Below are 11,723 nucleotides of genomic sequence, written 5' to 3'. Positions count from 1 at the left end.
TCATATGAAAATTACAAATGAGGAGTATCTCGAATATAAAAATGCCTTAGAAGGGCATTCAATGAATGCTATATGGCATGTGACACCTCCAGAATGTTATGGAGTTGAACTTAATTTTAATCAACGAAAGACATTCTTCTTTCAATTATTGCAGATGCTTCTTGATGATGGAAAAATTAAGTTGGCATCACATGGGAGGTATTTGCAAGGCAGTTCTACTGAGCAAATATCGTTCTTTAAAAAGAGATTCCCCAAAAAACAGGAGGAAATGGAAGAGGATGCTTTTGATGGCTTCTGGTTTCTGACTGAAAAATGCCCAGCTGGCATTGTCTGGATCCACGAGAACGGCTATGAAGACTGGACCTGATACACCGCTAGTCATAACGGCTCTTCGGAGCCGTTATCCTTGAATACCTTTCCAGGGTAAACGCTGTTTGTCGGTCACGATACTGGAATTAACGAAGCTGCCTGCCTCTGATAGATCCAACCCGGACAGACCAAAGGCAGGTTTATTGACGAACGAGCGGACAGGCTCTGCGTCTGACAAACTCATCGCCTGATACTCTGCAAACTGCCGACGCTCGTCTTTATCCAGAAGGCAGTATCGCAGCCTTTAACGTCTCTCAGAATCCTTATTTAGCCATAAAACGCCAGCCGCTCGACTAACAGGTCCACAAACCGCTCCCGGTCGATATCCAGCAACACCGTGGTATTTGGCTGCTTGCCGGTGAGAAAGTAATAATCAACCACCGTCATCCCCTGGGTGTATTTCCCCTGAGTTTCCACGCCCACCCAGCGCTCAACGCTGGTAAACAACTCCGGCTTCAGCAGCCAGGCGATGGTGCAGGGATCGTGCAGCGGAGCACCGGTGAAACCCCATTTGGCATCCTTGTGATACTCCATAAAGAAGTCGAGCAGCTCGGCAACAATGGTCGCCACCGGGTTGCCCACCTGGCGGAAACGTTCGATATCCAGGCCATGAATCTGCGCCCGATGCGTGACGTCCAGCCCGGCCATCACCACCGGAATACCCGACTGGAAGACGATCTCCGCCGCTTCCGGGTCGACGTAGATATTAAACTCGGCGGCGGGCTGCCAGTTGCCCAACACCATCGCGCCGCCCATCAGGACAATGCGGGCGATCTTGTCATGCAGTTCCGGGTGGCTGTTGAGCAGCAGGGCGACGTTGGTTTGCGGGCCGGTGGCGACAATCGTCACCGGTTGCGGGCTTTCGCGTAGCGTTTTGGCCATCAGCTCGACGGCGGTGCAGGCCTGCGGCGTAAAATCTGGTTCCGGCAGCGCCGGGCCATCAAGCCCGCTTTCGCCGTGAACGTTTTCGGCGATGATCAGCTCCCGCATCAGCGGCTTACGCGCGCCGCCGGCGACAGGAATGTCCTGCCTTCCCAGCAGCGTCAGCATGCGCAGCACGTTGCGCAGGGTTTTGTCCGGCGTCTGGTTGCCAGCGGAGGCAGTGATCGCCTTGACGTCAAGTTCGGGTGAGGCGAGGGCGAGAACCATCGCGATGGCGTCATCATGACCGGGGTCGCAATCGAGAATGATCGGCAGTGCCATAGCAGCTCCTTGTTGGGCGTTATTTGTGACAAGGGTAACGCTCGAGGGCACAACAGACGAGAAAGGATAAAACAAAGCGTGATGTAAGCCGCAATAAGACGCGCGTGGGGACGATCCGCCGGTGGCGCCATGCTTTCCGGGGCTAAGGGTTTGTGCGGTCTGCTTCCCCGGTGGCGCTATGCTTGCCGGGGCTACGGGTTTGTGCGGTCTGTTTCCCCGGTGGCGCTGTGCTTCCCGGGGCTACGGGTTTGTGCGGTCTGCTTCCCCGGTGGCGCTGTGCTTCCCGGGGAGTCAGGTTTGTACGATCTAAGGCTGGGATTACTCAAAACGCCAGGCGAGATTCAGGCCGACGCCATAGTTACGTCCCGGCGCGGGTTCGTAGTAACGACCGTTGGACTCGTTGACAATCACCGAGCCGACGTAGCTGCGATCGAAGAGGTTATCGACGCGGCCAAACAGATCCATGTCCATCTTGCCATAGCTCCACTTATAACCGGTGGTGAGACCGACCACCGTCCAGGACGGGGCTTTGGCGGTGTTCTCGTCGTTAGCCATGATATCGCTCATATAGCGAATATCGCTGCCGGCGTACCAGCCGCGATCCGGCTGATAGCCGAACGAGGCGTAGCCCATATTGCGCGCGATGCCCGGAATACGGTTGCCGTTGCAGCTGGCGTCATCGCAGACATTGGTCCGGTAGGTCGCATCCAGCCAGGTCCATGCGGCTTTCAGACGCCAGCTTTCGCCAAACTGCTGATCCAGCCCCAGCTCCATCCCCTGACGACGGGTTTTGCCGGCGTTTTTGTAGCTGGTACGGCCGCCGCTGCTGGCATCCACCACGATCTCGTTATCGGTGTTGGTCTGGAACAACGCGGCGGTAAACAGGCCATTGCCGATCCGCGTCTTACTGCCGATCTCGACCGTGTCGTTAGTCGCAGGCTGCAGGCCGAAGTTCAGACCGCTCTGGTTATCGGAACGGTAGGAGAGTTCGTTAATGGTGGGGGTCTCAAAGCCGCGCCCGGCGGAGAGATAGACGTTCCACGCCTCGGTGACCGCATACTTTAACGAGCCGGCCGGCAGCCATTTATGGTAGCTGGCGTCGCCGCTGTCATCGCCGTTACCCGGGGTAACGTAATAATCGTTGGAGTCAAACCATACCGAACTGTAGCGCACGCCGGCATCGAGGGAGAGTTTGTCCGTCAGCTGCCACTGGGTCTGCAGATACGGGTCGATGTTCCACATCAGATTACGTTCATTACGGCGCAGGTTCCCCTCTTCGCCGTACTGCGGCGCGCCGTTGACCATCACGAAGTTTTCAAACCCTTTGCGCCGCTCGCTCATGTTTTCATAGTCGAGACCGGTGGTGAAGGTGACCGGCACCAGCAGCTCGCCGCGGTGAGTCCAGCGGGTATCGATCCCCTGATAGTGGCGCGTCAGGTCGATAACGCCGCCCGCGTGAGAGGGGTTGAGCTGAGGCGCGCGTGGGATTGACTGATATTGCGTGGTTTCACGTTCACCGGCGTACATCATCACGCTCAGGTCATCCTGCTCGCTGAGCTGACGCTCGTAGCGCAATCCTGCCTGGGTCTGCTTCGTCGACTTACGGGTATTGTACTGATCGCCGCGTGGCGACTGACGCGGGTTATTCCGCCATTCATCGTAGGTCAGGCCGCCGGCGTCATTGGCTTTGATATCCACGCTGTTAAACAGCAGGGTCAGCTTACTGACGTCATTGATGCGCACGCCCAGTTTGGCGTTCGCCAGGTTTTTGCGGGCGCCGCTGTGATCGCGGTAGCCGTGAGTGGTAAAGCGGTTGGTCGATACGGTGTAATCGACGTCCCCGGCATGCGTTCCGTCGCCGACGGCGCCGGTCGCCTTCAGGCCATAGTGCCAGGTGCCGAAGCTGCCGTAATAGCTGCTGGCTTCGATGGTTGGCGGCTGGCTGCCGGTTTGGGTCGTCACATTGATCACCCCGCCGGAGGAGTTGCCGTACAGCGCAGAGAACGGACCGCGCAGGACATCGAGGCTATCGACGCTGCCGATATCAATATTCGAGGTTTGGCCCTGGCCATCGGGCATGGTGGCCGGAATACCGTCGACGTAAATGCGCAGCCCGCGCACGCCGTAGGTGGAACGGGAACCAAAACCGCGAATTGATAGCTGCAGATCCTGAGCATAGTTCTGTCGGTTCTGAACCTGCAGTCCCGGTACGGCGCCCAGCGATTCAGAGAGATTGACTCGCGGCGCCGCCTGACGCATCTCATCGCCGTTAACGACGCTGACCGCGGCGGGGGTATCGAGCTCGGAGACCGCGGTCGGCGCGGCGGTCACAACCATAGTTTGTTCATCGCTGGTGCCGGGCTGGGCCACAGCGATCAGCGGAAAGAGGAGGGCAGGTAGCGCAGCCGTGCGCACGGAAAGGATTTTCATAGAGCTACTCGTGAAACGAACCAAACGGAACATATGTCCACATGTTAACCCTTTTGTAATTTTTTGAAAATTATTAACGTTATTTTCGTTAAATAATGGCACCGAATGGTTATTTTCGCCGTCAGTTTTCATAAATAACGCTCCACTTCATGTCAAATAATGATTACTATTCGCATTTGAAAATGAACGCAAAGCCAGGACTTTGTGTCAGGGAAGCAATGTCGAGCAGGCACATAGGTGTTTTATTCAAGGGAGTCGTCATGTCATTACGTCATCTGTCCGCGCCGCGTCTGCGTCGTTCACTGTTATTAACCTCTTTACTGCTGGCGGGGAGCTTCAGCGCTCATGCGGCAGAAGAAATGTTGCGCAAGGCGGTCGGTAAGGGCGCATACGAAATGGCTTACAGCCAGCAGGAAAATGCGCTGTGGGTCGCAACTTCTCAAAGCCGTTCACTGGATAAAGGCGGGATTGTTTATCGTCTCGACCCGACCACGCTGGAAGTGACGCAGGTTATTCATAACGATCTGAAACCGTTCGGCGCGACGATCAACAATGCTACGCAAACGCTGTGGTTTGGTAACACCACTGACAGCACCGTTACCGCCATTGACGCGAAAACCGGCGCGGTGAAAGGCCGTCTGGTGCTCGACAATCGTCAACGCAGTGAAACCGTGCGTCCGCTGGCGCCGCGTGAGCTGGCGGTCAATGAAAAAACCAACACGGTCTATATCACCGGGTTGGGTAAAGAGAGTGTGATCTGGGTTGTGGATGGTGAAAAGCTGACGCTGAAAGACACTATCACCAATACTGGCGCCATGGCGACCGGGCTGGCGGTGGATGCTGATGCGAAGCGTATTTACACCACCAATGCCGATGGCGAGCTGCTGACCATCGACAGCGAGAGCAACAAAATTCTCAGCCGCAAGAAGCTGCAGGATGACGGTAAAGAACACTTCTATCTGAACCTGAGCCTGGATACCGCCGGCCACCGCGCCTTCATCACCGACAGTAAACAGCCGGAAGTGCTGGTTGTTGATCTGCGCGACGGCAAAGTGCTGCAGAAAATCGCTGCGCCGGAATCCCTGGCGGTGCTGTTCAACCCGACGCGCAATGAAGCCTACGTGACCCATCGCAAAGCCGGCGAAGTCAGCGTAATTGATGCTAAAACCTATAAAGTGGTCAAAACCTTCAAAACGCCGACCTACCCGAACAGCCTGACGCTCTCCGCCGACGGTAAAACGCTGTATGTCAGCGTGAAGCAGGAGTCGACCCGTCAGAAAGAAGCGACCCAGCCGGATGACGTTATCCGTATCGCGCTGTAAGTCGTGATTGAGGAGGGGGAAACCCCTCCCGCCCGCCAGAATCACCCTCTGTTACAAACACTTATTGGCCCGATTGCGGTTATGGTTTTACAATCATCGTTTTGCCGCCTGCTGCCTGGCGGAATTAATCATTCTGGAGGATGTATGAATAAGCCATTTATGGTTCTGTGCGCTGGCGCGATGCTGGCACTGCTTGCGGGCTGTACTTCAAACTATGTAATGACGACGAAAAGCGGGCAGACCATTGTGACTCAGGGTAAGCCGCGTCTGGATAAAGACACCGGTATGACCAGCTATGTGGATGAATCCGGCAATCACCGCCAGATTAACAGCAGCGATGTGTCGCAGCTGGTGGAAGATAACTAAGCAGGAAGCGGCGGTTTGCCCGGTGACGGACAAACCGCGATAGGGTTATTTTTGCGCTGACTGTACGCCCGGCGCCGTACTATGAATAGCATGAACGCGCTTACGCACGCCGAACCAACCGGCCACCAGCAGTACTGCAATCAGTGGAATGGAACCGATGGTATAGGTACCGTTCGGGTAATCGAAGGCCATCAGCACCAGCACGCTGAGCAGGAACAACAGGGTCAGCCAGGAGGTGAACGGCGCACCCGGCATCTTGAAGCTGACATCCGCCGCTTTCCCTTCCTTGATAGCTTTACGCAGGCGCATCTGGCACACCACGATAAAGCCCCACGACGCGATAATCCCCAACGAAGCCACGTTTAAGACGATTTCGAAGACCTGCGACGGCACCAGATAGTTCAGGAACACCCCGACGACATACACCGCCAGCGTGGCCAGAATCCCGGCATACGGCACCTGATGACGGCTCATCTTCGACATAAACTTCGGCGCGGAACCGCCCATCGACATCGAACGCAGAATACGCCCGGTGCAGTACAGGCCAGAGTTGAGGCTGGAGAGCGCGGCGGTGAGCACCACGATATTCATTACGCTACCGATGTACGGTACGCCCAGCTTCGAGAAGAAGGTCACAAACGGACTTTGCCCGGCCTGATAGGCATTCCACGGCAGAAGCAGCACCAGCAGCAGCACCGAGCCGACGTAGAACAGGCCGATACGCCAGATCACGCTGTTAATGGCGCGCGGCACCATCGTCTGCGGCTCTTTACACTCGCCGGCGGCGGTCCCGACCAGTTCGATGGAGGCAAAGGCAAACACCACCCCCTGAACCAGTACCAGCGCAGGCATCAGCCCGTGCGGGAACAGACCGCCGTTATCGGTAATCAGGTGGAAGCCGGTGGCATTCCCGTCCAGCGGTTTGCCGCTGCCGAGGAAAATGGTCCCGACCACCAGGAAGGCGACAATCGCCAGCACTTTGATCAGGGCGAACCAGAACTCCATTTCGGCGAACCACTTCACGCCGATCATGTTCATGGTACCGACGATCGCCAGCGCCCCGAGCGCGAAGACCCACTGCGGGACATCGCCGAAGGCGCCCCAGTAGTGCATATACAGCGCCACGGCGGTGATATCGACAATCCCGGTCATCGCCCAGTTAACGAAGTACATCCAGCCGGCGACGTAGGCCGCTTTTTCACCCAAAAACTCGCGGGCGTAGGAGACGAAACTGCCGCTGGAAGGACGATGCAGCACCAGTTCGCCGAGGGCGCGTAAGATAAAGAATGAGAACAGGCCGCAGACCAGATAAACCAGCGCCAGCGCGGGGCCAGCCATCTGTAAACGCGCGCCTGCGCCGAGGAACAGGCCGGTACCGATGGCGCCGCCGATGGCAATCATCTGTACCTGACGGTTGCCCATCGCTTTGTGATAGCCCGATTCCTGGGAGTTGAGCCAGTGACGTCTGGCGGCATGGTGTTCCGCCGTCGAGTGTTGCTTTGTATTCATTGATGTACCCATTTTCCTGTCAATGTCCATGAGTGGTTCATCGCACCGCTGAGTAGCAGTACGTTATGCTGGCTTTCCCATCATTCTGACGTAGGAGATAAGCAGAGCATGGCGCAGCATCCTACACGTATCGAGATAGTCACGCACGTAAAACATTTCTCGACCGCACTTGCTTAAATATCAATGAGTTCAAAGACGGAGGGCGTCCACCAGCAGGCTGAAGGCCGTCGTATGCTGGCGGCGGCTGGGGTAGTAGAGGTGATAGCCGGGGAAGGCGGGAGTCCAGGCCTCGAGGACCCGGATGAGTCGTCCTTCCGCCAGCGCCTGTTGCACGCTATCTTCCGGGACATAGGCCAGACCCAGCCCCGATTCCGCGGCATCAATTCGCTGCGGCAGGCTGTTTAAGGTAATTTGTCCTTCAACCCGCACGCGGACTTCGTGATCGTCCTGCGCAAACTCCCAGGTATAGATACCGCCGAGGGTCGGCAGGCGCAGATTAATACAGCGATGTTGTGCGAGATCGTAGGGCGTTTGCGGGATACCGTAGCGCTGAAAATAGGCCGCTGAACCGATTACCGCCATGCGCATATCGGGCCCGATGCGCACGGCAATCATATCTCTGGCAACCTGTTCACCCAGACGAACGCCGGCGTCATAGCGGCCGTCGACAATATCGGTCAGGCCGTTGTCCACGGTGATTTCGATATTGATCTCCGGGTATTGCAACATGAAGTTTTTCAGCGCCGGCCAGAGCACGGCGCTGGTGGCATGCTCGCTGGCGGTCAGGCGGAGGTTACCCGCCGGACGGTCGCGGGTATCGCGCAGAGCGTGAAGCTCCTGTTCTATCTCTTGCAGGTGCGGACTCAGGCGCTGGAACAACTTTTCGCCCGCTTCGGTAGGCGCCACGCTGCGGGTGGTGCGGGTCAGCAGCCGCACGTCGAGCCGGGCCTCGAGGTTGCGCATCGCGTGGCTGAGGGCGGACTGGGAGACGCCAAGCTGAGCGGCCGCACGGGTGAAGCTACGCTCGCGGGCGACCACCATAAACGACAGCAGGTCGTTAACGTTATCTTTTAACATCACTTTTCCGGATTAATGAATTTCGTTCATGGTTCCTTTCTGATTTTGCAGTCTAATCCTCGTTGCCAGATTGCGCTACTTTGAACAGACACGTCATGTTGAGAGGAACAGAAATGAACATTATTCGTAGCGGCTCACAGCCTTCGAGAAAGGGGCCGGATAGCTGGTTTACCGGCGATGTTCGTATTGATGCGCCGTTCCAGGCCAGCGAGCCGGCAAAAGTGGGCGGTGCGACGGTCACTTTTGAACCCGGCGCGCGTACCGCCTGGCACACCCATCCGCTTGGTCAGACGCTGATCGTCACCCAGGGGCGCGGCTGGCTGCAGGAGTGGGGCAAAGAGCCGCAGGCGCTGAATCAGGGCGATATTGCCTGGATTCCTCCGGGCGTAAAACACTGGCACGGCGCCAGCAGCGAGACCGCCCTGGTGCATATTGCGATTGCCGAAGCCGAAAACGGCAGCCCGGTAAGCTGGCTGGAAAAAGTGACCGACGACCAGTATCCGGCAGGCTAATCCCGTTGGCCCCGCGTCCGGCCCGAGCTACCGGCCGTGTTCCGTGGGGCAGCCGGTAGCGCCGTTGGGCTTTTTCGGGCTATGATTCTCAGCGGCGCAACGGCTGGGAGACAGCGATGAATATCAACGTAGTGGGGACCAGTGGCGTCGGCAAATCGACGCTGGCGCGAAGGCTCGCGCAGATCTTGTCCGTTCCCTACATTGAGATGGACAGGCTTTACTGGCGCGCGGAGTGGCAGGGCGTGCCGGATGAGGTGTTCTTCGCCAGGGTGGTTGCAGCCACCGAGACTCCCGGCTGGGTGCTGGACGGCAACTACAACCGCAGCCGCCCGGTTAAGTGGCGCAATGTCGATCTGGTGGTGTGGGTGGATTATGGTTTCGCCCGAACTCTGCGCCAGGCCATCTGTCGGGCCATCTCCCGGGCAAGCAGCGGTCAGGAGCTGTGGCCGGGAACCGGCAACCGTGAAAGCTTCCGTCGCGCCTTCCTCAGCCGCGACTCGATTATCTGGTGGACCCTTAAAACCTGGAAGAACAATCGCCAGCGTTATCAGTCTGATATGACCGACCCGGCGTATCGGCACATCCGCTTTGTACGCCTGCGTCACCCGCGGCAGACCGAGGATTTCATCCGTCAGCTGCAGCGGCAGGTGGCGCCGCGTTAAGTGCGTATATCTATTTTCCGGCAGAGTACATGTAAATAAATTGTTTCTCAGTGGCCGCGGCAGATTCTAATAATGCAGGCATGTTAATTAATACGAGCCTGCGAAATGTCTTATCGAATCAGTATCCTGGATAAAAGTCCGCTGGCGGCGGGAGAAACGGCCGCTCAGGCGCTGACGCGTACATTAACGTTGGCGCAACAGGCGGAAGCCTGGGGCTATCACCGCTTCTGGATTGCCGAGCACCACAACACCGATCAATTAGCCAGCCCGTCGCCGGAAGTGGTGATTGCCTGGATCCTTGGCCAGACCCGGCAGATTCGCGTCGGATCCGGCGGCGTCATGCTGCAACACTACAGCCCGTACAAAGTGGCGGAAAACTTCAACCTGTTGGCCTCGATAGCGCCTGGCCGCGTCGATCTTGGCGTCGGAAAAGCGCCGGGCGGCCTGCCGCTGGCAACGCGGGCGCTGCAGCAGGGGATTGATCCGGCGCAGAAGGGGACTTTTGCCGATAGCCTCGCCCAGCTGGATAACTGGCTGTCGCTCACCGATGCCGCAGGGGAAGAGAACCTGCGCGCCACGCCAATCCCGCCGCGTCGCGCCGACGGCTTCCTGCTCGGCGCCAGCCTGGAGAGCGTTCAGCTCGCCGCCCGGCTGGACTGGAATTTCGTTTTCGCCGCCCACCTTAACGGCGACAAAACGCTGCTGCGCGAGGTGTTAACCCGCTGGCGGGCGCTGAGTCGCCGCGACGCCATCATCGCTATCCAGGTCATTGTCGCTGAAGAGAGCGCCACGGCGATTGAACTGGCGAAGCAGATTGAAATCTGGGGCGTCGAACTGGAAAACGGCCAGCGGGTGACGGTAGGTAGCGAAGCGCAGGCGGCCGCCTTTGCCCGTCAGGCCGGAAGTCCGCCGGTGCGCATCGCCCGCCGCGAGGCCTCGCTGCTGGCGGGAACCGCAGACGAAGTAAAAGCGCAGCTCGACGCCCTGCATGCCGCCTGGCATATTGACGAATTTATCATCGACACGCCGATCGCCGAGGGGCAGGCGCGCCTCGACTCACTCCGCCTGCTGGCTCAGGCCCATCTTGGCGCGGAGGTGTTGCCATGAGTTTTGAACAACAGCTGATTAGCTGGCGGCGCGAGCTGCATCAGTATCCGGAACTTTCGTTGCAGGAGGTGGCGACGACGGCGCGCATCCGCGACTGGCTTGAGAGCGGCGGCCTGCGGGTGCTGCCCTACGCGCTGAAAACCGGCCTGGTCGTCGAAGTGGGCCGCGGCGAGAAGATTATCGCCCTGCGTGCAGATATCGATGCGCTGCCGATCGCTGAGACCACCGGCCTGCCGTATCGCTCGCAAAACGAGGGGGTGATGCACGCCTGCGGCCATGATATTCACACCAGCGTGATGCTGGGGGCGGCGCTGCTGCTGAAAGAACGCGAAGCGACGCTCCCGGGACGAGTACGGATTCTGTTCCAGCCGGCGGAAGAGAATTTTGGCGGGGCGAAAACCCTGATTCGCGCCGGGGCGCTGGAGGGCGTCTCGGCGATCTTCGGTATGCATAATGAACCCGGCCTGCCGCTGGGCGAGTTCGCCACCCGCGGCGGGGCGTTCTACGCCAACGTCGATCGTTTCGTCTTTAAGGTCACCGGCAAAGGGGCGCATGCCGCCCGACCGCACGAAGGCAAAGATGCGATTTTGCTGGCCAGCCAGCTGGTCACCGTCCTGCAGAGCGTGGCCAGCCGCGAGGTGAACACCCTCGATTCGGTGGTCCTGAGCGTAACGCGGATCCAGGGGGGCAATACCTGGAACGTGCTGCCGGAAAGCGTGGAGCTGGAAGGTACCCTGCGTACCCACAGCAGCGAGGTGCAGCAGCGGGTCAAGGCGCGGGTCAGCGATATTGCCGCCGGTTTCGCCAGTGCTTTTGGCGCCCAGATAGATGTGTTCTGGTACGCCGGTCCCACGGCGTTGGTCAATGACCCGAGCTGGGCGGAATTTGCCAGCGACGTTGCCGCTCGCTCCGGCTACCGCACCCGCCATGCGGATCTGCATATGGGCGGCGAGGATTTCGCCGTCTATCTACAGCATATTCCCGGCGCGTTTGTCAGTATCGGCAGCGCCAGCGAATTTGGTCTTCACCACCCGGCCTACAATCCGGATGACAACTTAATTGCCCCGGCGGCCCGCTATTTTGCGGCGCTGGCGGAGCAGGCTTTAGGCCAGATCTGACGCCTGAGCGTTCGGGCTTCTGTTTTTATTTTCGGCAAGGAAAGGGGT

Annotated in this window: 11 protein-coding genes; 7 read left to right on the top strand and 4 right to left on the bottom strand. The window is 58.4% G+C overall.

Annotation, left to right across the window (positions count from 1 at the left end; translation table 11 throughout):
• Positions 1 to 4: 4 nt before the first annotated feature.
• Positions 5 to 367, top strand: a complete 363-nt coding sequence (locus AC236I_RS13225; protein WP_004861599.1) for a DUF596 domain-containing protein — start codon at positions 5 to 7, stop codon at positions 365 to 367.
• Between the two features lie 269 nt (positions 368 to 636).
• Here the strand turns inward: AC236I_RS13225 and rihA are convergent, their stop codons facing one another.
• Together rihA and pqqU are read right to left on the bottom strand one after the other, a co-directional pair.
• Positions 637 to 1,572, bottom strand: a complete 936-nt coding sequence (gene rihA, locus AC236I_RS13220; RefSeq protein WP_004861601.1) for a pyrimidine-specific ribonucleoside hydrolase RihA — start codon at positions 1,570 to 1,572, stop codon at positions 637 to 639.
• Positions 1,573 to 1,890: 318 nt separating this feature from the next.
• Positions 1,891 to 4,002, bottom strand: coding sequence for a TonB-dependent receptor PqqU (gene pqqU / locus AC236I_RS13215; protein WP_015584407.1), 2,112 nt, complete (start codon positions 4,000 to 4,002; stop codon positions 1,891 to 1,893).
• 260 nt (positions 4,003 to 4,262) lie between these two features.
• Here pqqU and yncE point away from each other — a divergent pair, with 260 nt between their 5' ends.
• Together yncE and AC236I_RS13205 are read left to right on the top strand one after the other, a co-directional pair.
• Complete coding sequence (gene yncE, locus AC236I_RS13210; protein WP_015584406.1) at positions 4,263 to 5,324, top strand: 7-bladed beta-propeller protein YncE; 1,062 nt, start codon at positions 4,263 to 4,265, stop codon at positions 5,322 to 5,324.
• Between the two features lie 144 nt (positions 5,325 to 5,468).
• Complete coding sequence (locus tag AC236I_RS13205; protein ID WP_004861607.1) at positions 5,469 to 5,690, top strand: YgdI/YgdR family lipoprotein; 222 nt, start codon at positions 5,469 to 5,471, stop codon at positions 5,688 to 5,690.
• A gap of 45 nt (positions 5,691 to 5,735) precedes the next feature.
• On the opposite strand, the gene ansP is transcribed toward AC236I_RS13205, so the two are convergent.
• Positions 5,736 to 7,199, bottom strand: a complete 1,464-nt coding sequence (ansP, locus tag AC236I_RS13200) for an L-asparagine permease (RefSeq protein ID WP_004861610.1) — start codon at positions 7,197 to 7,199, stop codon at positions 5,736 to 5,738.
• 189 nt (positions 7,200 to 7,388) lie between these two features.
• Complete coding sequence (locus AC236I_RS13195; RefSeq protein WP_126509727.1) at positions 7,389 to 8,276, bottom strand: LysR family transcriptional regulator; 888 nt, start codon at positions 8,274 to 8,276, stop codon at positions 7,389 to 7,391.
• 113 nt (positions 8,277 to 8,389) lie between these two features.
• On the opposite strand from AC236I_RS13195, the gene AC236I_RS13190 reads away from it, so the two are divergent.
• The 4 genes from AC236I_RS13190 to AC236I_RS13175 all read left to right on the top strand — a co-directional run bounded on the left by AC236I_RS13190 (position 8,390) and on the right by AC236I_RS13175 (position 11,675).
• A complete protein-coding gene (locus tag AC236I_RS13190; protein ID WP_004861615.1) occupies positions 8,390 to 8,788 on the top strand; it encodes a (R)-mandelonitrile lyase in 399 nt (132 codons plus the stop codon).
• Between the two features lie 116 nt (positions 8,789 to 8,904).
• Positions 8,905 to 9,450 carry a P-loop NTPase family protein gene (locus tag AC236I_RS13185; RefSeq protein ID WP_004861618.1) on the top strand — a complete coding sequence of 182 codons (546 nt, stop codon included), beginning with the start codon at positions 8,905 to 8,907 and terminating at the stop codon, positions 9,448 to 9,450.
• 105 nt (positions 9,451 to 9,555) lie between these two features.
• Complete coding sequence (locus tag AC236I_RS13180) at positions 9,556 to 10,557, top strand: MsnO8 family LLM class oxidoreductase (protein WP_004861621.1); 1,002 nt, start codon at positions 9,556 to 9,558, stop codon at positions 10,555 to 10,557.
• Entirely contained in the window at positions 10,554 to 11,675 is a 1,122-nt protein-coding gene (locus AC236I_RS13175) for a M20 peptidase aminoacylase family protein (RefSeq protein WP_064367547.1), read from the top strand. The genes AC236I_RS13180 and AC236I_RS13175 overlap by 4 nt, the downstream gene beginning before the upstream one ends.
• The last annotated feature ends 48 nt before the right edge of the window (positions 11,676 to 11,723 follow it).

Source organism: Klebsiella sp. Sb-30 (genome assembly GCF_057652795.1).
Note: the sequence above shows the minus strand (reverse complement) of the source record. Positions and strands in the feature narration are given on the sequence as shown.

What these genes read in the sequence shown, in the direction of transcription:
- rihA (WP_004861601.1), bottom strand. Translation starts at nt 1,572, where the DNA reads ATGGCACTGCCGATCATTCTCGATTGCGACCCCGGTCATGATGACGCC.
- yncE (WP_015584406.1), top strand. Translation starts at nt 4,263, where the DNA reads ATGTCATTACGTCATCTGTCCGCGCCGCGTCTGCGTCGTTCACTGTTA.
- AC236I_RS13180 (WP_004861621.1), top strand. Translation starts at nt 9,556, where the DNA reads ATGTCTTATCGAATCAGTATCCTGGATAAAAGTCCGCTGGCGGCGGGA.
- AC236I_RS13205 (WP_004861607.1), top strand. Translation starts at nt 5,469, where the DNA reads ATGAATAAGCCATTTATGGTTCTGTGCGCTGGCGCGATGCTGGCACTG.
- AC236I_RS13225 (WP_004861599.1), top strand. Translation starts at nt 5, where the DNA reads ATGAAAATTACAAATGAGGAGTATCTCGAATATAAAAATGCCTTAGAA.
- AC236I_RS13185 (WP_004861618.1), top strand. Translation starts at nt 8,905, where the DNA reads ATGAATATCAACGTAGTGGGGACCAGTGGCGTCGGCAAATCGACGCTG.
- ansP (WP_004861610.1), bottom strand. Translation starts at nt 7,199, where the DNA reads ATGAATACAAAGCAACACTCGACGGCGGAACACCATGCCGCCAGACGT.
- AC236I_RS13175 (WP_064367547.1), top strand. Translation starts at nt 10,554, where the DNA reads ATGAGTTTTGAACAACAGCTGATTAGCTGGCGGCGCGAGCTGCATCAG.
- pqqU (WP_015584407.1), bottom strand. Translation starts at nt 4,002, where the DNA reads ATGAAAATCCTTTCCGTGCGCACGGCTGCGCTACCTGCCCTCCTCTTT.
- AC236I_RS13190 (WP_004861615.1), top strand. Translation starts at nt 8,390, where the DNA reads ATGAACATTATTCGTAGCGGCTCACAGCCTTCGAGAAAGGGGCCGGAT.
- AC236I_RS13195 (WP_126509727.1), bottom strand. Translation starts at nt 8,276, where the DNA reads ATGTTAAAAGATAACGTTAACGACCTGCTGTCGTTTATGGTGGTCGCC.